Origin of the sequence: Pseudomonas sp. Z1-12 (genome assembly GCF_051132015.1) — a bacterium.
Lineage (GTDB): Bacteria > Pseudomonadota > Gammaproteobacteria > Pseudomonadales > Pseudomonadaceae > Aquipseudomonas > Aquipseudomonas zanjanensis.
Window position 1 is genome coordinate 5,514,607 of record NZ_CP071647.1, and the last position, 20,847, is coordinate 5,535,453.

Here is a 20,847-nt window from a genome sequence, read left to right on the forward strand (position 1 = left end):
GGCCCAGGACTGGCGGCAATTCTAGGCATCGCCCTTCACGGCGATAAGCCGACCTTTCTGCGAATCTTTGTGACCGTTAACGCGATAATCCATTAGTCGGGTCCCGCATCTCTGTAACTTCATGTCACAATTTGCCACCTCCCAAGAGAGCCCTCCATGGACACCTTGCAAAACATGCGCGCGTTCAGCTGTGTGGCCGAAGCCGGCAGTTTCACCGCCGCCGCCGCACAATTGGATACCACCACAGCCAACGTCTCGCGTGCGGTTTCCAACCTGGAAGCCCACCTGCAAACCCGTCTGCTCAACCGCACCACCCGACGCATTGCGTTGACCGAGGCGGGTAAACGCTACTTGCTGCGTTGCGAGCAGATCCTGGCGTATGTCGAAGAAGCGGAAGCCGAGGCCAGCGACGCCCATGCGCGGCCGGCCGGGCAGTTGAAGGTCCACACCATGACCGGCATCGGCCAGCATTTCGTGATCGACGCCATCGCCCGCTACCGCAAGACTCATCCGGACGTGACCTTCGACCTGACCCTGGCCAACCGCGTGCCGGACATCCTCGACGAGGGCTACGACGTCTCCATCGTGCTCGCCAGCGAACTGCCGGATTCGGGCTTCGTTTCCCAACGCCTGGGGATCACCTACAGCATCGTCTGCGCGTCGCCCGCCTACGTGAAAGCCAGCGGCTGCCCGCAAAAACCCAGCGACCTGCTCAACCACGCCTGCCTGCGCCTGGTCAGCCCGGTCATTCCGCTGGAAAAATGGGTGTTCGACGGCCCGGAAGGCCAAGAGATGGTCACCATCAACAGCTCACCGTTCCTGGTGAATTCCGCCGATGCGATGAAAACCGCGATCACCAGTGGCATGGGCGTGGGAGTGCTGCCGGTGTACGCCGCCATCGAAGGCTTGCGCAACGGCACGCTGGTGCGGGTCATGCCCAACTACCGCTCCCAGGAACTGAACCTCTACGCCATCTACCCGTCGCGCCAATACCTGGACGCGAAGATCAAGACCTGGGTCGAATACCTGCGCGGCTCGTTGCCGGAAATCCTTGCGGCGCACCAGGCTGAACTGACGGCTTACGAATTGAGTGGCAGCCTGGCGGGCACACGGGTCGCGAACTGAAGTCGTGCCCCGTGCTCGAAGGATGACTTCAGCGCTTGCCCATTGAACGGCGCGTGCCGGGAGGCGCGGCGCCCGGGGTCTTGGTGTGGCCGTTCTTTGCGCCATTCTTGTACCACGGCTGCTGGCCGGCGCCCTTGGCCGCAGCCAGCTCACCGGGTTTGAACGGGAACTTGAAGGCGGGGATCGCCGCTTTCACGTCCTCGGCGCTGGAAACATCGCTATCCGTCTGGCCGGACGGTTCGCCTTGCGAGCGTTCGTCCGCGGGCGATGGTATTGAGGAAGTCATTTGAATTATTCACTTGCGTAGGACAACAAACCCATGGCGAGGGAGCTTGCTCCCGCTTGAGTGCGAAGCGCTCACAGGGATGGGGCCGCTTCGCAGCCCAGCGGGAGCAAGCTCCCTCGCCACAATTCAGTATGCCGGGCTCGGTAGGCGAGCCGCGAAAGGCGGCAGTATACCTGCCCGATATCCCGGCGCGCAGGCCAGTTTCATCCAACATGCCCCCCCCCGCCATCGCGAGCAGGCTCGCTCCCACAGTCAATCTTCAGCGGGCACAAAACTGATATCCAACACAGAGCCACTGTGGGAGCCGAGCTTGCTCGCGATGGGGCCAGCAAGCCCAACATCCCTTCATCCGACAGCAATTCAGGACAAAACTGACACGCCTGTCAGTTAGCCGTCACCTTCCTGACCGGCTCGCAACGCTATATAAGAAAGCTCAAACTCCTGCGTCCCGAACCGGCCCTTCATATCCATGCGCACCCAGAAGAAAACTGTCCTGCTTGTCATGCTGTTGGTCGCCCTGGCCGCCCTCGCCCTCTGGTATGTGCTCAAGCCCGTGGCCGCCAAGCCCGGCGCCCCCGCCGCCGTTCCGGTACGGGCCGTCAGCGTGGTGCAAAAGGATGTGCCGCGCTTTGCCAGCGGCATCGGCACGGTCCTGTCGCTGCACAGCGTGGTGATCCGGCCGCAGATCGACGGCATCCTCACCCGGCTTCTGGTCAAGGAAGGGCAACTGGTCAAGAAGGGTGACCTGCTGGCGACCATCGACGACCGCTCGATCCGCGCCAGCCTCGACCAGGCCCGGGCCCAGCTCGGCGAGAGCCAGGCGCAACTGGCGGTGGCCCAGGTCAACCTCAAGCGCTACAAGTTGCTGAGCGTCGATGACGGCGTCTCGAAGCAGACCTATGACCAGCAACAGGCCCTGGTCAACCAGCTCAAGGCGACCGCCCAGGGCAACCAGGCGGCCATCGACTCGGCACAGGTGCAACTGTCCTACACCCAGATCCGCTCCCCGGTGAGCGGGCGCGTCGGCATTCGCAACGTAGACGAAGGCAACTTCCTGCGCACCAGCGATGCCGAAGGCCTGTTCACGGTGACCCAGATCGACCCGATCGCGGTGGAGTTCTCCCTGCCCCAACAAATGCTGCCGACCTTGCAACGGTTGATCGCCGCCCCTGAGCAAGCCTTGGTCAAGGCTTACATCGGTGCCGATGGCGCCACCGGGGAACTGCTCGGCGAGGGGCGCCTGAGCCTCATCGATAACCAGATCAACGCCAACACCGGAACCCTGCGGGCCAAGGCCGAATTCAACAACGCCGCGCAACGACTGTGGCCTGGGCAACTGGTGACGTTGAAAATCCAGACGGCCATCGACAAGGACGCCCTGGTGGTGCCGCCCACCGTGGTCCAGCGCGGCCTGGAGCAACATTTCGTGTACCGGATCAAGGGCGACAAGGTCGAGAGCGTGCCGGTGACGATGGTTTACCAGGACAGCGACTTGCACATCATCAAGGGAGTCAACGCCGGCGACCAACTGGTGAGCGACGGCCAGTCACGGCTCAAGCCGGGCAGCCACATCCAGGTGCTCAGTGATCCGCCCGCCCTGGCCAAGACTGCGGAGCCGCAACCATGAAGGGCCGCGGCTCGGTTTCGGCGTGGTGCATCGACCACCCCATCGCCACGGTGCTGCTGACATTTGCCCTGGTATTGCTGGGGGTGATCGCCTTTCCTCGCCTGCCCGTCGCGCCGTTGCCAGAGGCGGAATTCCCGACCATCCAGGTCAACGCCCAGTTGCCCGGGGCCAGCCCCGAAACCATGGCGTCGTCGGTGGCGACGCCGCTGGAAGTGCAATTCAGCGCCATTCCCGGCATCACCCAAATGACGTCCAGCAGTGCCTTGGGCTCGACCAACCTGATCCTGCAGTTCAGCCTCGATAAAAGCATCGACACCGCCGCCCAGGAAGTGCAGGCCGCCATCAACACCGCCGCCGGCAAATTGCCCAACGACATGCCGAACCTGCCGACCTGGCGCAAGGTCAACCCCGCCGACAGCCCGGTGCTGATCCTCAGCATCAGCTCCAGCCTGATGCCCGGCACCGAACTGAGCGACTACGTCGAAACCCTGCTCTCCCGCCAGATCAGCCAGATCGACGGCGTCGGACAAATCTACATCACCGGCCAGCAACGCCCGGCGATCCGCGTCCAGGCCTCGGCCGACCGGCTCGCGGCCATCGGCCTGACCCTGGCGGACATTCGCCTGGCGCTGCAACAAGCCAGCCTCAACCTGGCCAAGGGCGCGCTGTACGGCGAGTCGAGCATTTCCACCCTGTCCACCAACGACCAGTTGTTCCAACCTGCCGAGTATGGCGAGCTGATCGTGTCCTACCGGGACGGGGCACCGGTACACCTCAAGGACATCGCCAAGGTGGTCAACGGCTCGGAAAACGCCTACGTCCAGGCCTGGTCCGACAACGAGCCGGGGGTCAACCTGGTGATCTTCCGGCAGCCGGGGGCGAACATCGTCGAGACCGTCGACCGCATCCAGGCGGCCCTGCCCACCTTGCAAGCGATGTTGCCCGCCGCGGTGCAGGTCAAAGTGTTGATCGACCGCACCCAGACCATCCGCGCCTCGTTGCATGAAGTGGAGATCACCTTGCTGATCGCGGTGCTGCTGGTGGTGGCGGTGATGGCATTGTTCCTGCGCCAGCTCTCGGCAACGTTGATCGTCTCGGCGGTGCTGGGGGTGTCGCTGATCGCCAGTTTCGCCCTGATGTACGTGATGGGGTTCAGCTTGAACAACCTGACCCTGGTGGCAATCGTCATCTCGGTGGGGTTCGTGGTGGACGATGCGATCGTGGTGGTGGAGAACATCCACCGGCACCTGGAAGCCGGTGACGGCATGCGCGAGGCGGCGATCAAGGGGGCCGGCGAAATTGGCTTCACCGTGGTTTCCATCAGTTTCTCGCTGATCGCCGCGTTCATTCCGCTGCTGTTCATGGGCGGCGTGGTCGGGCGTCTGTTCAAGGAGTTTGCCCTGACCGCCACCTCGACCATCCTGATTTCGGTGGTGGTGTCCCTCACATTGGCGCCGACCCTGGCCGCGCTGTTCATGCGTGCCCCGGTGCACCACGCCCACGCCTCGCCAGGGTTCGGCGAACGCCTGCTGGGCTGGTATGAACGCGGCCTGCGTCGGGCCCTCGCCCATCAAAAACTGATGATCGGTGTGTTCGGCCTGACCCTGGCACTGGCGGTGGTCGGCTATGTCTTCATTCCCAAGGGTTTCTTCCCGGTACAGGACACCGGCCTGGTGCTGGGCACCAGCGAAGCCGCCGCCGATGTGTCGTTCCCGGACATGGTGGCCAAGCACAAGGCCTTGGCCGAGATCGTCGCCGCCGACCCGGCGGTGCAGACCTTCTCCCACTCCGTCGGTGTCTCCGGCAACAACCAGACCATCGCCAACGGCCGCTTCTGGATCGCCCTCAAGCCCCGGGGCGAGCGTGACGTGTCGGCCAGTGGCTTCATCGACCGGATCCGCCCGCAACTGTTGAAAATCCCTGGCGTGGTGCTGTACCTCAGGGCCGGGCAGGACATCAACCTCAGCTCCGGCCCCAGTCGCGCCCAGTACCAATACGTGCTCAAGAGCAACGACGGGCCGAGCCTCAACGCCTGGACGCAAAAACTCACCGACAAGCTGCGCGGCAACCCGGCGTTCCGCGACATCTCCAACGACCTGCAACTGGGCGGCAGCATCACCCACATCAACATCGACCGCAGCGCGGCGGCGCGTTTCGGCCTCACCGCCACCGATGTCGACCAAGCCCTGTACGACGCCTTCGGCCAGCGACAGATCAATGAATTCCAGACCGAGACCAACCAGTACAACGTGATCCTGGAGCTCGACACCGCGCAGCGGGGCAAGGCCGAAAGCCTGGCATATTTCTACCTGCGTTCGCCCTTGAGCGGGGAAATGGTGCCGCTCTCGGCCCTGGCCCGCTTCGATGCGCCGAGCAACGGCCCGCTGTCCATTGCCCACGACGGCATGTTCCCGGCCGCCAACCTGTCGTTCAACCTGGCGCCCGGCGTGGCCCTGGGAGACGCGGTGCGCCTGCTCGACCAGGCAAAAAACGAAATCGGCATGCCCGCCGCCATCACTGGTAATTTCCAGGGCGCGGCCCAGGCTTTCCAAAGTTCGCTGGCGAGCCAGCCATGGCTGATCCTCGCCGCGTTGGTGGCCGTCTACATCATCCTCGGCGTGCTCTACGAGAGTTTCGTACACCCGTTGACGATCATTTCTACCCTGCCCTCGGCCGGACTCGGCGCGCTGATCATGCTCTGGCTGCTAGGCCAGGACTTTTCGATCATGGCGCTGATCGGGCTGGTGCTGCTGATCGGGATCGTCAAGAAGAACGGCATCCTGATGATCGACTTCGCCCTCGACGCCCAACGCAACAGAGGGCTGGCGCCCCAGGAGGCGATTTTCCAGGCGTGCCTGACACGCTTCCGTCCGATCATGATGACCACCCTGGCCGCCCTGCTCGGTGCGCTGCCGCTGATGCTCGGCTATGGCGCCGGCGCGGAACTGCGCCAGCCCCTGGGCATCGCGGTGGTGGGCGGCCTGCTGGTGAGCCAGGCGCTGACGCTGTTCACCACACCGGTCATATACTTGTGGCTCGAGCGCCTGTTCCATCGGCCTGCCCATCAGCCAGGGTCGGCGCCGACGACGGCGCTGGCAAGCACAGACCACTGAGGCGGAGCCATGCGCGTTCTGATCATCGAAGACGAAGAAAAAACCGCGGACTACCTGCACCGCGGCCTGACCGAACAGGGCTACACCGTGGACGTGGCGCCGGACGGCATCGAGGGGCTGCACCTGGCCCTGGAAACCGACTATGCGGTGATCGTGCTCGACGTGATGCTGCCGGGCCTGGACGGCTTCGGCGTGCTCCGGGCCTTGCGCGCCCGCAAGCAGACGCCGGTGATCATGCTCACCGCCCGGGAACGGGTCGAGGACCGCATCAAGGGGCTGCGCGACGGTGCCGACGACTACCTGGGCAAGCCCTTTTCGTTCCTGGAACTGGTAGCCCGCCTGCAAGCCCTGACCCGCCGCAGTGGCGGCCATGAACCGGTGCAGGTGAGCATCGCCGACCTGTGGATCGATCTGATCAGCCGCAAGGCCACACGCGCCGGCCAGCGCCTGGACCTGACCGCCAAGGAGTTCTCCCTGCTCAGTGTCCTGGCCCGCCGCCAGGGCGAAATCCTTTCGAAGACCGCCATTGCCGAAATGGTCTGGGACATCAACTTCGACAGTGACGCCAACGTGGTGGAAGTGGCGATCAAACGCTTGCGGGCCAAGCTCGACGGGCCATTCGAGCAGAAGTTGCTGCACACCATTCGCGGCATGGGTTATGTGCTGGAGAATCGCGGCAATGAAATTGCCTGACAGCATCGCCCTGCGCCTCAGCGGCCTGTTCACGCTGGTGGCGGCATTGGTGTTCCTGTTGATCGGTGGCGCTTTGTATCAACAAGTCGCCAAAGGCCTGGGCCTGTTGCCCGAAGCCGAGCTCGATGCCCGCTACAGTGTCCTGGAGTCTACTGTCGGTCGCTATGGCACGCCTGAACACTGGGTGAAGATCAACAACAAGCTGCGATTGCTCGGCGAGGAAGACAAGCGCATCCATTTCTGGATCGTCAGTGACAATCCGCGCTTTGAGTATGGCGATCCCGATGGGCAGATCCGCACTTTTGCCCAAGGTCCCCTGGGTAAACGCGACCTGACGTTGCCCCATCGACACTATCCGATGAAAGTCCTGGTGAGCCAGTTCCCGGCCAAGGACCAACGCCCGCCGCTGCGCTTCATGATTGGCATCGACACCGAAACCTTCTACCAGACCCAGCATCGCCTGTTGGTGGCGCTGGTGAGCCTGGCGATTGTCGGCGTGCTCCTGGCTTCGTTGCTGGGCTATTGGGTCGCGCGCATCGGCCTCAAGCCGCTGATCAAGCTCTCCGATGAAGCCCAACGCCTGACCCCGCCCCGCCTGTCCGGGCGCTTGCAACTGTCGCCGTTGCCGCCGGAACTGAACCAGTTCGTCAGCTCCTTCAACGCCACTCTGGACCGGGTCGAACAGGCTTACTCACGGTTGGAGTCGTTCAACGCCGACGTCGCCCATGAACTGCGCTCGCCCTTGACCAACCTGATCGGCCAGACCCAGGTGGCGCTGACCCGCGGTCGCTCGGCCGAACATTACTTCGAAGTGCTGCAATCGAATCTCGAGGAGTTGGAGCGGCTGCGCTCGATCATCAACGACATGCTGTTCCTGGCCAGCGCCGACCAGGGGAGCAAGGCCACCAAGTTGACCAGCACCTCCCTGGCCAGCGAGGTGGCAACCACCCTCGATTACCTGGACTTCATTCTGGAAGATGCCCGAGTCCAGGTCCGGGTCAGCGGCGATGCCCAGGCCAACATCGAGATCGCCCACCTGCGCCGGGCGCTGATCAATCTGCTGAGCAACGCCGTGCAGCACACGGCGCCCGGTCAAGTGATCGATGTGCGCATCGAAGCCCTTGGCGAGCAGATCTGCCTCGCCGTCACCAACCCCGGCGACCCGATTGCCGGCGAACACCTGCCGCGCCTGTTCGAACGCTTCTATCGCGTCGATGCCTCGCGCAGCAACAGCGGCGCCAACCATGGGCTGGGGCTGGCCATCGTCAAGGCCATCGCACTAATGCATGGTGGCGATGTTTTTGTGCACAGCGACCAGGGCGCCAACACGTTCGGGATCCGCTTGCCTGCCTGACACCGCTTGAAGGTTCGATCTTTTCCATCTGAATGCTGGGCGAAAGCCAACTCGACCAAAATCAATAGATCGCAGCCTTCGGCAGCTCCTACCGAGTTATTGCGCAAACACTGATTGCCCGCTCTCATCGATCCAAGCACAATCAGCAAAAGGCCAGCATCTGGTTCATTTGCCGGTTTGCAATCCTTTGGGACGGATCCCAACCCTATGACAATGCAGACATCGGAACCATGAGCGCGCGCAGTGCGACACCCGGCAACACCCCGTCTTTGATACGTTCGGAACGGGTACTCGTACTGGCCAGCTCGCTGGTTGTCATTGCCATCCTGAGTATCGTGACATTCCTGTTGATTCGCGAACACGCAACGGCCCAGCAGGCGGCCACACGGGCGGCGAACAATATCGTGCAGCTGATCGATGCCGACGTGCTGCGCAACGTCGAACTCTACGACCTGTCGCTACAAGGCTTGATCGCCACGGCAAAACGCGACGACCTGAAAGACGTTTCGCCAACGATCCGCCACCTGGCCCTGTTCGACCGCGCCACCACCGTTCCCTATAAAGGCGACATCCTGCTGCTCGACAAGCGGGGCGATGTGATCGCCGATTCCGCCTCGGTCGAACCGCGCAAAGGCAACTACGCCGACCGGGAGTATTTCCAGGCCCATGTCCAGAACCCGACTCCGGACATGATGATCAGTCGCCCGTTCCGTTCCAGGAGTGCCACCAAGGATTGGCGCATCAGCTTCAGCTATCGACTGAGCGATGACCAGGGCGAGTTCATGGGCGTGGCCGAAGCCGCGATGCGCCTGAACTACTTCAGCCAGTTGTTCAAGAGCCTGAACATCGGCCATGGGACGGTCAACCTGGTCAGCCGCGATGGAATCCTGCTGGCCCAGGAACCGCCCCTGGCTGACGACATGATTGGCAAGGACTTCAGCAACCGACCGAATTTCGTACGTATCCTGCGCGAGGGCAACGGCAGTTTTACCAGCATATCCAGTGTCGACCAGACACAGCGCCTATACACCTTTTCCCAGGTAGGCAACCTGCCGTTGATCGTCGTGGTGGCGCTCTCCTCCCGAGAGGTCTTCGCGTCCTGGCAGCGCACGGCATTGCTGGTCAGTGGCGCCACCGGTGCGCTGTGCATCGGTTTGCTCTGGCTCACCTGGCTGCTGCGCCGGGAATTGCGACGCCGCCACAATGCCGAACGGGAACTGGCACAGCTGGCCTCTACCGACGCCCTCACAGGCCTGGCCAACCGGCGAACCCTGGACGAAACGTTGCAGCAGGAGTGGTTGCGTGCGCAACGTTCGGGTCAACCGTTGTCGGTGTTGATGATCGATGCCGATCACTTCAAGGCGTTCAACGATCGCCATGGTCATCAACAGGGTGACGAGGCCCTGCGGGCCTTGGCGCAGTTGATCGGCCAGCATGTGCGACGCCCCGCCGACCTGGCAGCGCGCTATGGCGGTGAAGAATTCTCGGTGATTCTGCCGGAGACCACCACTGCGGGCGCCTTTACCATGGCCCAGAACATTCGCGACGCGGTTGAACAATTACCGCCGCTGACCGAGGGGGGAGCGCCCATGACGGTAAGTATTGGCATCGCTACCTGGCTGAGTGGGCCATATGGTGAGCTTTCGCAACTTTTGTTCGCTGCGGATAAGGCGCTGTACCAGGCGAAGGCCAGTGGGCGAAATCGTGTGGTTTGTGCGATGTGATGTCCGGTGATGTTGGATACCCACAAGGGTTTTGGGAGCGGCACGGTCCTGTGGCGAGGGAGCTTGCTCCCGCTGGGTCGCGCAGCGGCCCCAAAAAAGCGATGAGCGCTGCGCACTCAAGCGGGAGCAAGCTCCCTCGCCACAAAAGCTTCCCAGCCATCACGCCACAGATTGATCAACGGTAAACACTGTGGGAGCGAGCTTGCTCGCGATGGCGGTGTGTCAGTTTGCGGTGATGTTGGATATACCGGCCCCTTCGCGAGCAGGCTCGCTCCCACAGGAGGAACACGGTTCTTCCAAAAATGACCCGCCATCAGGGCAGAACCCTAAGCAGCCGTTACCGAAGAAACGGATATACACACCCAAAACGCGACCATAAAAAAAGGCCACCCAAAGGCAGCCTTCAAAAACTAGAGAGGTTTTTTGCTTACACGGCCGCGACAGGACGCATGTAAGAGATTGGTGCGGTGCTGGCGTCTTCGAACGTCACGACTTCCCAAGCATCTTTCTGCTCAATCAACTTGCGCAGCAGCTGGTTGTTCAGTGCGTGGCCGGACTTGAAGCCCTTGAACTCACCAATCAAGCTATTGCCCAGCAGGTAGAGGTCGCCGATTGCATCGAGGATCTTGTGCTTGACGAATTCGTCTTCATAGCGAAGACCGTCTTCGTTCAATACACCATCGGAATCGACCACGATCGCGTTTTCAACACTGCCGCCGAGTGCGAGGTTGTGCTTGCGCAGGTACTCGATATCACTCATGAAACCAAAGGTACGGGCGCGGCTGACTTCTTTTACGAACGAAGTGCTGGAAAAATCCACGCTTGCACTCTGGGTGCGGTCACGGAAAACCGGGTGATCGAAATCGATCTCGAAGCTCACCTTGAAACCTTCGAAAGGGACGAAAGTGGCGCGCTTGTCGCCGTCTTCCACTGTCACTTCCCGCAGGATGCGGATGAACTTCTTGGCTGCGTCCTGCTCTTCCAGGCCAGCCGATTGAATCAGGAATACGAAGGGTCCGGCACTGCCATCCATGATCGGGACTTCGGACGCGGAGAGCTCGACGTAGGCGTTATCGATGCCCAGGCCAGCCATGGCCGAGAGCAAATGCTCCACCGTATCCACTTTGGTGTCACCGTTGACCAACGTGGTCGACATAGTGGTTTCACCAACGTTTTCCGCGCGAGCAGGAATCTGCACCACAGGGTCGAGGTCGGCACGACAAAACACGATGCCGGTATCGACAGGCGCGGGCTTGAGGGTCAGGTAGACCTTCTCGCCGGAGTGCAGGCCGACACCTGTGGCACGGATAATATTCTTCAGGGTGCGTTGTTTAATCATGGCATGGGCCGCTTCAGCGCAAATTGCGAACTGGTATCAACAAAGGCTGGCGATAATAGCAGACCAGACCTTTGCTGAACACCAATCACCCGTATCCCCCTGATACATTTCATCAATCGGCCTGACGACGCAGGAAAGCTGGGATGTCCAGGTAATCCAGATCGTCTTGCGGATTCATCTTCGCGGCAGTCGCAGCACCGGCCTGGGCCTGGTTGCGCATGACGGTCGGACGGTCCAGGTCACGGTAGTTCACCGCAGGCTGTTCCTGACGAACGGGGGCTTGCTGCTGTGGCTGGGAGGCCATGGCGGTCTGCACGGTATTGTCGATCACCTTCATCGGTTTCTCGATTTTCGCGCCCAGGCCAGTGGCAACCACGGTCACGTGCAGCTCGTCACGCATGTCCGGATCGATCACGGTGCCGACCTTGACCATCGCGTGGTCGGAAGCGAACGCCTCGATGATGCTACCCACGTCGGAGTACTCGCCCAAGGACAAGTCCGGACCGGCGGTGATGTTCACCAGGATGCCACGGGCGCCCTGCAGGTTGACGTCTTCGAGCAACGGGTTGCGGATGGCCGCTTCGGTGGCTTCGCGCGCACGGTTCGGACCGCTGGCGCAGCCAGTGCCCATCATCGCCATGCCCATTTCGGACATCACGGTGCGTACGTCGGCGAAGTCGACGTTGATCATGCCTGGACGCTTGATGATGTCGGAGATACCGCGAACGGCACCGGCCAACACGTCATCGGCCTTGGCGAAAGCCGACAAGAGGCTTGCGTCTTTACCCAGGATGGTCAGCAGCTTCTCGTTGGGGATGGTGATCAACGAGTCGACGCTTTCGCTCAGCGCGCGGATGCCTTCATCGGCGATCTGCATGCGCTTGCGGCCTTCGAACGGGAACGGACGGGTCACCACCGCAACGGTGAGGATACCCATTTCCTTGGCCACTTCGGCAATGATCGGCGCAGCACCGGTACCGGTACCACCGCCCATGCCCGTGGTGATGAACACCATGTTGGTGCCGGCCAGGACTTCAGCGATGCGCTCGCGGTCTTCCAGGGCAGCCTGACGGCCAACCTCGGGATTCGCGCCGGCACCCAGGCCCTTGGTCACGCCGGTACCCAGTTGCAGGATGGTCCGCGCGCCGATGTTTTTCAGCGCTTGAGCATCGGTGTTGGCGCAGATGAACTCGACGCCTTCGATGTTGCTCTTGACCATATGGTTGACAGCGTTGCCGCCGCCACCGCCGACACCGATTACTTTGATAACCGGGCTAGCGGGGATGTTGTCTACGAGTTCGAACATGTTCCCTCTCCTTTCATTCTCTAGTTTTTTCGCCTACTGCGTTTGCTGCGTCTTCCAGCGCCAAGCCTGAAACCTGCCGCGTGAAGCTTTGAAACTGTTAAAAGTTGCCCTTGACCCAAGCCTGGAGACGCTCGAACAGCGGTGCCTTCGGCTCTTCGCTGCTGTAGCTGTCGCGACTGCCAATGCCCGAGAACGAGATCCCGTCGGACTGTTTTTGCAGGCCGTACATCAACAGGCCCACGCCGGTGGAATAGATCGGGTTGCGGACCACGTCATCCAGGCCCTTGACGCCATGGGGCACGCCCAGGCGCACCGGCATGTGGAAAATCTCCTCGGCCAGCTCGACCGCGCCTTCCATCTTCGACGTACCGCCGGTCAGCACGATGCCGGCCGGGATCAGGTCTTCGTAGCCACTGCGACGCAGTTCGGCCTGGATCAGCGTGAACAGCTCGTCGTAACGCGGCTCGACCACTTCGGCCAGGGCCTGGCGCGACAGTTCGCGCGGTGGACGGTCGCCGACGCTTGGCACCTTGATGGTTTCACCGGCACCGGCCAGTTTCGCCAGGGCACAGGCGTAGCGGATCTTGATTTCCTCGGCGTACTGGGTCGGGGTGCGCAACGCCATGGCGATGTCGTTGGTCACCTGGTCGCCGGCAATCGGGATCACGGCCGTGTGGCGGATCGCGCCTTCGGTGAAGATCGCGATGTCGGTAGTGCCGCCGCCGATGTCCACCAGGCACACGCCCAGCTCTTTCTCGTCGTCGGTCAGCACCGAGTAGGCCGAGGCCAGTTGCTCGAGGATGATGTCGTCGATTTCCAGGCCGCAGCGGCGCACGCACTTCTCGATGTTCTGCGCGGCGTTCACCGCGCAGGTCACCACGTGGACCTTGGCTTCCAGGCGCACGCCGGACATGCCCAGGGGCTCGCGCACGCCTTCCTGGTTATCGATCACGTAATCCTGCGGCAGGGTGTGCAGCACACGCTGGTCGGCCGGGATCGCCACGGCCTGGGCCGCGTCGAGCACGCGCTCGAGGTCGGCGGAGCTGACTTCGCGATCACGAATCGCCACGATGCCGTGGGAGTTCAGGCTGCGGATGTGATTGCCCGCCACGCCGACGAACGCCGAGTGGATCCGGCAACCGGCCATCAGTTGCGCCTCTTCGATGGCGCGCTGGATCGATTGCACGGTGGACTCGATGTTCACCACCACGCCTTTCTTCAAGCCGCGGGACGGGTGTGTACCGATCCCGACGATGACCAGCGTGCCGTCGTCCGCGACTTCGCCTACCAGCGCCACCACCTTGGAAGTGCCGATATCGAGACCGACGATCATTTTCCCGCTTTGCACGTTTGCCATGGGTCCTGCCTCTTCTTAATTCTTCGCGACGGCGGGTTCGGCCGTCGTCGGCGCTACAGGTTCCCGCCAGCCAACGGCCAGGCCGTTGGCGTAGCGCAGATCGATGCGCGCAATGTTCGTAATCTGTTCTTTGAGCGTCTTGTCATAGATGGCGATGAAGCGGCGCATCTTTTCCACCAGGTTGCCGCGACCGAGCAACAGCTCGATGCCCGGCCCCGAGCTGCCCGCGCCAGTGGTCAGGAACCAACTGCCGCGCTCACGCAATTCCAGGCGCGCGATGGAGAAGCCCAACGGCCGCAACATCTGGCTCAACACCTGGTATTGCTGCATGACTTGCTGCTGGGCCCGCTGTGGGCCGAACAGTTGTGGCAAATGTTCATAGTTGGCCAGTTCCCGCGGCGTAAACGCCTGGCCCTGGTTGTTCAACAGCGACTCGTCGCCCCAACGGGCCACCGGCAGTTGTTCTTCCAGGCGAATCGACACCTGGTCGGGCCACACCCGCCGGACTTCGGCGTGGGCGATCCAGGGCATCTGCTCCAGCTCCGTGCGCATGCCCGCCAGGTCGATGGTGAAGAAGCTCGACGCGACGAACGGGGCGATCCGCTGCTGCACCGCCTGCTGGCTGATGTAGCTCAGGTCACCCTGGACGTTGATCCGGGCGATTGGCCGGTCGGCATACGGCAGCAACCGTTGCGCGCCTTCATACGTACCGAACCCCAGCGCAACCAGCATCACTGGCCAGAACAGGCTCTTGAGAAAGCCAAAATTGGCTTTCGGCAAGCGCGCCGACATCGGCTCTTTGGCCACCATTCGGCTGGCACCCCGCGGCACCGGCTTGCGACCGGGTGCGGATGGCTGATGACGAAGCGATGCGCCTTGCATGGCTTAACCTCTTGGCTCTTGTTGGCCGACACTGGCGGCCAGGATCGACAGCACCAGTTGCTGGAAATCCAGGCCGGCGGCGCGGGCCGCCATCGGCACCAGGCTGTGATCGGTCATGCCGGGGGCGGTGTTGACTTCCAGGAACCAGAACTGTCCATCGGCGTCCTGCATCACGTCCGCCCGGCCCCAACCGGCAATACCCAGCGCCTCACAGGCCTTGGCCGTGAGGTCCATCAGTTGTTTTTCCTTGGCCGCATCCAGCCCGCAGGGAATGCGGTACTGGGTATCGTTGGCGATGTACTTGGCGTCGTAGTCGTAGAACGTGTGGGGCGTGCCCAGGGCAATCGGGGGCAACACCTGGTCACGCAGGGTGGCGATGGTGAACTCGGGACCGGTGATCCATTGTTCGACCAACACTTGCGAATCGTAGGAACTGGCGTCCTTCCAGGCTGCGGTCAACTCAGGCAGCGAATTCACTTTCGCCATGCCGATACTTGAACCTTCATGGGCCGGTTTGACGATCAAAGGGAAGCCCAGTTCCGTCGCCGCCGAAATACAATCGGCCTCGGACGCCAGCACGGCGTGACGCGGCGTCGGAATGCCGAGGCTGTGCCAGACCTGCTTGGTGCGCAGCTTGTCCATCGCCAGGGCAGACGCGAGGATGCCGCTGCCGGTGTAGGGAATGCCCACGCATTCGAGCAGGCCTTGCATGCTGCCGTCTTCACCGCCACGACCGTGGAGGATGATGAACGCGCGGTCGATCTTTTCGCTGAGCAGGCGCTGCAGGAAATCGTCGCCCACATCGATGCCGAAGGCGTCGACGCCGGCACTTTGCAAGGCTTGCAGCACGGCGTTGCCGGACTTGAGGGAGACCTCGCGCTCGGCGCTCTTGCCACCGAACAGCACGGCAACGCGGCCGAAGGCTTTCGGATCGAGGGTCGAGACCAGGTTGGCGTAGGCAGCAGTCATTTCAGTTTCCCCTCGCTGGACGCCACGATGGCTCCGGCGAATAACGGACTGTTCAACAGTTTCGGGGCCAGGCCACCGATGTCGCCGGCACCCTGGCACAGCAGGATGTCGCCAGCGCGCAGCAGCGGCTTGACCAGCGGCGCGAGGTCCACGCCGCGCTCGATGTAGATCGGGTCCAACTGGCCACGCTGGCGAATGCTGTGGCACAGCTGGCGGCTGTCGGCCCCCGGGATCGGCTCTTCACCGGCCGGGTAGACTTCCATCAACAGCAGCACGTTGGCGTCGGCCAATACCTGGACGAAATCGTCGTACAGGTCGCGGGTGCGGCTGTAGCGGTGCGGCTGGTAGACCATCACCAGGCGCCGCTCCGGCCAACCGCCGCGCACGGCCTTGATCACCGCCGCGACTTCGGTCGGGTGGTGGCCGTAGTCGTCCACCAGCATCACGTTGCCGCCGTCCACCGGCAGTTCGCCGTAGACCTGGAAGCGTCGACCCACACCCTGGAACCCGGACAGCCCCTGGACGATGGCTTCATCGCTGACACCTTCGTCGGTGGCGATGCAAATGGTCGCCAAGGCGTTGAGCACGTTGTGGTTGCCAGGCATGTTCACCGACACATCCAACGGCTCGCGATCAGGACGCAAGACGGTGAAGAACGTCTGCATGCCCTGCTGGCGCACGTTGATGGCGCGTACGTCGGCGTCTTCGCCAAAACCGTAGGTCACGGTCGGACGCTTGATCAGCGGCAGAATCTCACGCACCACCGGATCGTCCAGGCACACCACCGCCAGACCGTAGAACGGCAGGTTGTGCAAAAACTCCACGAAGGTTTTCTTCAGCTTGTTGAAGTCGCCGTCGTAGGTCGCCATGTGGTCGGCGTCGATGTTGGTCACCACGGCCACCAGCGGTTGCAGGTGCAGGAAACTCGCATCGCTCTCATCGGCTTCAGCAATCAGGTAGCGGCTGGTGCCCAGCTGGGCATTGGTGCCCGCGGCGTTCAAACGACCACCGATCACGAATGTCGGGTCCAGGCCACCAGCGGCGAACACCGAGGCGATCAGGCTGGTGGTGGTGGTCTTGCCATGAGTACCAGCGACGGCGATGCCGTGGCGATAGCGCATCAGCTCGGCGAGCATCTCGGCCCGTGGCACTACCGGGATGCGGCGCTCCAGGGCGGTGGCGACTTCCGGGTTGGAGGTGTTCACGGCGCTGGACACCACCAGCACGTCGGCATTGGCAGCGTTCTCGGCACGGTGGCCGATAAAAATCTGCGCACCGAAGGATTCCAGGCGCTCGGTGACCGGGGAAGCCTTCAGGTCGGAACCCGAGACCTGGTAACCCAGGTTCAGCAACACCTCGGCGATCCCGCACATGCCCACGCCGCCGATACCGACGAAGTGGATGCGGCGGATACGGCGCATTTCCGGTTGCGGCATGGCTTTGCGATTCTCAACCATGGGCCACCTCCAGGCAGGTATCGACCACTTGGGCCGTGGCATCGGGTTTGGCCAGGCGGCGGGCGGCGCGGGCCATGTCTTCAAGTCGTTGCGGCTGCATCAAAACCTCTGTCAGGCGGGCGGCAAGATCCGCGGCGCCAGTCGTTCTTTGCGGCATCAGGAAGGCAGCGCCTTCACGGGCCAAATAATCGGCGTTACGGGTCTGGTGATCGTCGATGGCGTGGGGCAAAGGCACCAGCATCGAGGGCAGACCGGCGGCAGCCAGTTCACTGATGGTCAGCGCGCCTGCGCGGCAGACCACCAGGTCGGCCCAGCCATAGGCTTGGGCCATGTCTTTGATGAAAGGCTGCACTTGCGCCTCGACGCCGGCGGCGCGGTAGCGCTCGGCGGTCACTTCATCGTGATTTTTGCCGGCCTGGTGAAACACTTCCGGGCGCAGTTCGGGGGCGACCTGCGACAGGGCTTCGGGCAGCAATTTGTTCAACGGTTCTGCCCCCAGGCTTCCGCCCAGGACCAGCAAACGCGCCTTGCGTCCGGCCAGGGCCGGGCGCGGTGTTTCGAGGAACAGCTCGGTACGCACCGGATTACCGGTGGTGCGACGGCTGCCCGACAGGGTAAAGGTGTCGGGAAAGGCTTCACAGACCCGGGCGGCCAACGGCACCAATAACCGATTGGCGGTACCGGCCACGGCGTTCTGCTCGTGGACAATCACCGGCACACCGGCCAGTTTTGCCGCAACACCGCCCGGCCCGGTCACATAACCGCCGAACCCGACCACGCACACCGGCCGCAGCCGACGAATGATCGCCCGCGCTTGCCAGACCGACTTGAGCAGCATCAGCGGTGCCTTGAGCAACGACAGCTTGCCCTTGCCCCGCAGGCCGCTGGCGTCGATCCGGTGCAGTTCGAGGCCGGCGCCGGGCACCAGTTCGTTCTCGATGCCCCGTGGCGTGCCCAGCCAGTGCACGGTATAGCCGCGCGCCTGGAACTCCCGGGCACAGGCCAGCGCCGGGAATACATGCCCGCCGGTACCGCCCGCCATGATCAGCACGTTAGCGCCCATGAGTCGGCTCCTCGGCGAAGTCGCTCTCCTGGAATTCCATCTCTTCGCTGCCCAGGTGGGTTCGACTCTCCCATTCGATACGCAGCAACAGGCCGAGACAGGCACAGCAGATCACCAGGGAGCTGCCGCCATAACTGAGGAACGGCAGCGTCAGGCCCTTGGTCGGCAACAGGCCGACGTTCACGCCGATGTTGATCAAAAACTGGCCGATCCACAGGAACGACAAGCCATACGCCACATAGGCGGCGAAAAACTGTTTGGCCTTTTCCGCCCACAAGCCGATGTACATGCCACGCACGCAGACGAACACGAACAGGGCGACGGTGCACAGGGAACCCACCATCCCCAGTTCTTCGGCCAGGACCGAGAACACGAAGTCGGTGTGGGCTTCCGGCAGGTAGAACTGCTTCTGCACGCTGTTGCCCAGGCCCACGCCCAGCCACTCGCCGCGACCGAAGGCAATCAGCGCCTGGGTCAATTGATAGCCGGAACCGAACTGGTCGGCCCACGGATCGGTAAAGGTGATCAGGCGCGCCATCCGATACGGTTGCGCCTGCACCAGCACCGTCACCGCCGCAACCGCCAGCGCGACCATCAAGGTGAAACGGAACAGCCCGACGCCGCCGAGGAACAGCATCGCCGCCGCCGCGCCCATCATCACCACCGTGGCACCGAAGTCCGGTTCCATCAGCAGCAGGCCGGCCATCGGCAGCAACACGATGAACGGCTTGAAGAACCCCATCCAGCTCTCGCGCACTTCCTTCTGGCGACGCACCAGATAACCGGCGAGGTAAATCACCACGAAGACCTTGGCGATCTCCGAAGGCTGGACGTTGAAGAAGCTGAAGCCGATCCAGCGCATCGAGCCGTTGACCTCGCGGCCAATACCCGGCAAGAGCACCATCACCAACAGGCCGAAGGCACCGAGCAACATCATCCAGCCCAGGCGTTGCCAGGTGGCGATCGGCACCATCATGGTGACGATGCACGCGCCCAGGCCGATCACCAGGTAAATCAGGTGGCGGATCATGTGGTAAAGGGTGTTGCCCGACTGCACGGCGGCCACTTCCGACGACGCGGAGGTGATCATCACCAGGCCCAGGCCCAGCAAGGCCAGGCAACCGGCGAGCATCGGAAAATCCAGATCGATGCCACGACCGGTGATCAGCGGCGACGGGTACGGCTTGATGATGTTCATCAGGTTCATGCCAAGTCCTCCGCGGCCTGGGCGAACAACTGCCCACGCTCTTCGTAGTTCTTGAACATATCGAAACTGGCGCAGGCCGGCGACAACAGGACCGCATCGCCCGGCTGGGCAAGGGCGCGGCATTGCTGCACCGCCTCGTCCAGCGAAGCGACGCGCACCAGCGGCACGGCATCGCCGAGGGCCTGGGCGATCAATTCGCGATCACGGCCCATCAGCACCACGGCGCGGCAGTTGGCGGCCACGGGGTCGCGCAGGTCCTTGAAGTCGGCACCCTTGCCGTCGCCGCCGGCGATCAGCACGAGCTTGCCGTCGATGTCCGCGCCCAGGCCTTCGATGGCCGCGAGCGCGGCACCGACGTTGGTGGCCTTGGAGTCGTTGTACCAGGCCACGCCATCGAGGTCGCGTACCCACTGGCAGCGGTGCTCAAGGCCGGCGAAGGTGCGCAGGGCCGAGAGCATGGCGTCGAACGGCAGGCCGACCGCATGCCCCAGGGCCAACGCAGCCAGGGCATTGGCCTGGTTGTGGGCGCCGCGAATTTTCAACTCGCGCACCGGCATCAGGATCTGGAATTCGAAGGCCAGGCATTTCTCGCCGTTCTCTTCCCGCAACCCGAAGCCTTTGAAATCCGGAACGCCCAGGCCGAAGGACCAGCACGGCATGCCCTCGCCCAACAACGGCCGGGTCAGGGCGTCCTGACGGTTGAATACCACTTGCCGGGCACCCCGGAAAATCCGGTGCTTGGCCAGGTGGTAAGCCGGCAGGCCGCTGTAGCGGTCCATGTGGTCTTCGCTGACGTTGAGCACGGTGGCCACTTCGGCACCGAGGTGGTCGGTGGTCTCGAGCTGGAAGCTCGACAGTTCCATCACGTACAGCTCGACGTCATCGCTGAGCAGGTCCAGCGCCGGGGTACCGAGGTTGCCGCCCACGGCGACACGCTTGCCGGCCGCCGCGGCCATCTCACCCACCAGGGTGGTGACGGTGCTCTTGGCGTTCGAACCGCTGATGGCAACGATCGGCGCCTTGGCGTTGCGCGCGAATAGCTCGATGTCGCCGGACAATTTCACGCCACGGGCAGCGGCAGCCTGCAGGGCTGGGGTCGCCAGGGCCAGGCCGGGGCTCACGTAGAGCTCATCGGCACGGCACAGGAATTCGACGTCCAGCTCGCCACAACGCACGTCCACCTGTGGATAGTCACGGCGCAGCGTGGCCAGCTCAGGCGGATTTTCCCGCGTATCGGCCACGGCAAACGACACGCCCCGGTTCGCCAGGAAGCGAACCAGGGACATGCCGCTCTTGCCGAGGCCGACAACGATGCGGAAGTGGTCAGAAGCGATCAGGGACACTC

Annotated in this window: 16 protein-coding genes; 6 read left to right on the plus strand and 10 right to left on the minus strand. The window is 62.9% G+C overall.

The window, feature by feature from the left end; genetic code table 11:
• The first annotated feature begins 156 nt into the window (after positions 1-156).
• Positions 157-1,125: a LysR family transcriptional regulator gene (locus tag J3P85_RS23940; protein ID WP_186705135.1), complete on the plus strand. Its 969-nt coding sequence runs from the start codon at positions 157-159 to the stop codon at positions 1,123-1,125.
• A 28-nt stretch (positions 1,126-1,153) separates the two neighbouring features.
• Here J3P85_RS23940 and J3P85_RS23945 read toward each other — a convergent pair whose 3' ends face one another.
• Positions 1,154-1,411: a hypothetical protein gene (locus J3P85_RS23945; RefSeq protein WP_434703775.1), complete on the minus strand. Its 258-nt coding sequence runs from the start codon at positions 1,409-1,411 to the stop codon at positions 1,154-1,156.
• Between the two features lie 469 nt (positions 1,412-1,880).
• On the opposite strand from J3P85_RS23945, the gene J3P85_RS23950 reads away from it, so the two are divergent.
• The 5 genes from J3P85_RS23950 to J3P85_RS23970 all read left to right on the plus strand — a co-directional run bounded on the left by J3P85_RS23950 (position 1,881) and on the right by J3P85_RS23970 (position 9,922).
• Positions 1,881-3,038 carry an efflux RND transporter periplasmic adaptor subunit gene (locus J3P85_RS23950; protein ID WP_434703777.1) on the plus strand — a complete coding sequence of 386 codons (1,158 nt, stop codon included), beginning with the start codon at positions 1,881-1,883 and terminating at the stop codon, positions 3,036-3,038.
• Positions 3,035-6,151 carry a multidrug efflux RND transporter permease subunit gene (locus J3P85_RS23955; protein WP_434703779.1) on the plus strand — a complete coding sequence of 1,039 codons (3,117 nt, stop codon included), beginning with the start codon at positions 3,035-3,037 and terminating at the stop codon, positions 6,149-6,151. Before J3P85_RS23950 ends, J3P85_RS23955 begins: the two co-directional genes overlap by 4 nt.
• 9 nt (positions 6,152-6,160) lie before the next feature.
• A complete protein-coding gene (locus tag J3P85_RS23960; RefSeq protein WP_186705131.1) occupies positions 6,161-6,844 on the plus strand; it encodes a heavy metal response regulator transcription factor in 684 nt (227 codons plus the stop codon).
• The gene (locus J3P85_RS23965) at positions 6,831-8,198 is read left to right on the plus strand and encodes a heavy metal sensor histidine kinase (protein WP_434703780.1); all 1,368 of its coding nucleotides are present in this window, start codon (positions 6,831-6,833) and stop codon (positions 8,196-8,198) included. Before J3P85_RS23960 ends, J3P85_RS23965 begins: the two co-directional genes overlap by 14 nt.
• 230 nt (positions 8,199-8,428) lie before the next feature.
• Positions 8,429-9,922 carry a sensor domain-containing diguanylate cyclase gene (locus tag J3P85_RS23970; protein WP_434703781.1) on the plus strand — a complete coding sequence of 498 codons (1,494 nt, stop codon included), beginning with the start codon at positions 8,429-8,431 and terminating at the stop codon, positions 9,920-9,922.
• A gap of 427 nt (positions 9,923-10,349) precedes the next feature.
• Here J3P85_RS23970 and lpxC read toward each other — a convergent pair whose 3' ends face one another.
• The 9 genes from lpxC to murD form a co-directional block, all read right to left on the minus strand.
• Positions 10,350-11,261: a UDP-3-O-acyl-N-acetylglucosamine deacetylase gene (lpxC, locus tag J3P85_RS23975; protein WP_030139673.1), complete on the minus strand. Its 912-nt coding sequence runs from the start codon at positions 11,259-11,261 to the stop codon at positions 10,350-10,352.
• Between the two features lie 112 nt (positions 11,262-11,373).
• Entirely contained in the window at positions 11,374-12,567 is a 1,194-nt protein-coding gene (gene ftsZ / locus J3P85_RS23980; RefSeq protein WP_042729563.1) for a cell division protein FtsZ, read from the minus strand.
• Positions 12,568-12,664: 97 nt separating this feature from the next.
• Positions 12,665-13,924 carry a cell division protein FtsA gene (gene ftsA / locus J3P85_RS23985; protein ID WP_058542749.1) on the minus strand — a complete coding sequence of 420 codons (1,260 nt, stop codon included), beginning with the start codon at positions 13,922-13,924 and terminating at the stop codon, positions 12,665-12,667.
• 15 nt (positions 13,925-13,939) lie between these two features.
• On the minus strand, positions 13,940-14,806 hold the full coding sequence (locus J3P85_RS23990; protein WP_186705128.1) for a cell division protein FtsQ/DivIB: 867 nt from the start codon (positions 14,804-14,806) through the stop codon (positions 13,940-13,942).
• A gap of 3 nt (positions 14,807-14,809) precedes the next feature.
• Entirely contained in the window at positions 14,810-15,775 is a 966-nt protein-coding gene (locus J3P85_RS23995) for a D-alanine--D-alanine ligase (protein WP_434703782.1), read from the minus strand.
• Positions 15,772-17,232 carry a UDP-N-acetylmuramate--L-alanine ligase gene (gene murC / locus J3P85_RS24000; RefSeq protein ID WP_053124957.1) on the minus strand — a complete coding sequence of 487 codons (1,461 nt, stop codon included), beginning with the start codon at positions 17,230-17,232 and terminating at the stop codon, positions 15,772-15,774. Before murC ends, J3P85_RS23995 begins: the two co-directional genes overlap by 4 nt.
• Positions 17,225-18,295, minus strand: a complete 1,071-nt coding sequence (gene murG / locus J3P85_RS24005; protein WP_186705126.1) for an undecaprenyldiphospho-muramoylpentapeptide beta-N-acetylglucosaminyltransferase — start codon at positions 18,293-18,295, stop codon at positions 17,225-17,227. Before murG ends, murC begins: the two co-directional genes overlap by 8 nt.
• Positions 18,285-19,502 carry a putative lipid II flippase FtsW gene (ftsW, locus tag J3P85_RS24010; protein WP_411385565.1) on the minus strand — a complete coding sequence of 406 codons (1,218 nt, stop codon included), beginning with the start codon at positions 19,500-19,502 and terminating at the stop codon, positions 18,285-18,287. Before ftsW ends, murG begins: the two co-directional genes overlap by 11 nt.
• Positions 19,499-20,845 (minus strand): UDP-N-acetylmuramoyl-L-alanine--D-glutamate ligase, encoded by a 1,347-nt coding sequence (gene murD, locus J3P85_RS24015; RefSeq protein WP_434703783.1) that lies wholly within the window; start codon positions 20,843-20,845, stop codon positions 19,499-19,501. Before murD ends, ftsW begins: the two co-directional genes overlap by 4 nt.
• Positions 20,846-20,847: the final 2 nt, after the last annotated feature.

Bases quoted from the DNA above. Each gene is read 5' to 3' on its own strand.
- J3P85_RS23940 (WP_186705135.1), top strand. From the start codon at position 157: ATGGACACCTTGCAAAACATGCGCGCGTTCAGCTGTGTGGCCGAAGCC.
- J3P85_RS23945 (WP_434703775.1), bottom strand. From the start codon at position 1,411: ATGACTTCCTCAATACCATCGCCCGCGGACGAACGCTCGCAAGGCGAA.
- J3P85_RS23950 (WP_434703777.1), top strand. From the start codon at position 1,881: ATGCGCACCCAGAAGAAAACTGTCCTGCTTGTCATGCTGTTGGTCGCC.
- J3P85_RS23955 (WP_434703779.1), top strand. From the start codon at position 3,035: ATGAAGGGCCGCGGCTCGGTTTCGGCGTGGTGCATCGACCACCCCATC.
- J3P85_RS23960 (WP_186705131.1), top strand. From the start codon at position 6,161: ATGCGCGTTCTGATCATCGAAGACGAAGAAAAAACCGCGGACTACCTG.
- J3P85_RS23965 (WP_434703780.1), top strand. From the start codon at position 6,831: ATGAAATTGCCTGACAGCATCGCCCTGCGCCTCAGCGGCCTGTTCACG.
- J3P85_RS23970 (WP_434703781.1), top strand. From the start codon at position 8,429: ATGAGCGCGCGCAGTGCGACACCCGGCAACACCCCGTCTTTGATACGT.
- lpxC (WP_030139673.1), bottom strand. From the start codon at position 11,261: ATGATTAAACAACGCACCCTGAAGAATATTATCCGTGCCACAGGTGTC.
- ftsZ (WP_042729563.1), bottom strand. From the start codon at position 12,567: ATGTTCGAACTCGTAGACAACATCCCCGCTAGCCCGGTTATCAAAGTA.
- ftsA (WP_058542749.1), bottom strand. From the start codon at position 13,924: ATGGCAAACGTGCAAAGCGGGAAAATGATCGTCGGTCTCGATATCGGC.
- J3P85_RS23990 (WP_186705128.1), bottom strand. From the start codon at position 14,806: ATGCAAGGCGCATCGCTTCGTCATCAGCCATCCGCACCCGGTCGCAAG.
- J3P85_RS23995 (WP_434703782.1), bottom strand. From the start codon at position 15,775: ATGACTGCTGCCTACGCCAACCTGGTCTCGACCCTCGATCCGAAAGCC.
- murC (WP_053124957.1), bottom strand. From the start codon at position 17,232: ATGGTTGAGAATCGCAAAGCCATGCCGCAACCGGAAATGCGCCGTATC.
- murG (WP_186705126.1), bottom strand. From the start codon at position 18,295: ATGGGCGCTAACGTGCTGATCATGGCGGGCGGTACCGGCGGGCATGTA.
- ftsW (WP_411385565.1), bottom strand. From the start codon at position 19,502: ATGAACCTGATGAACATCATCAAGCCGTACCCGTCGCCGCTGATCACC.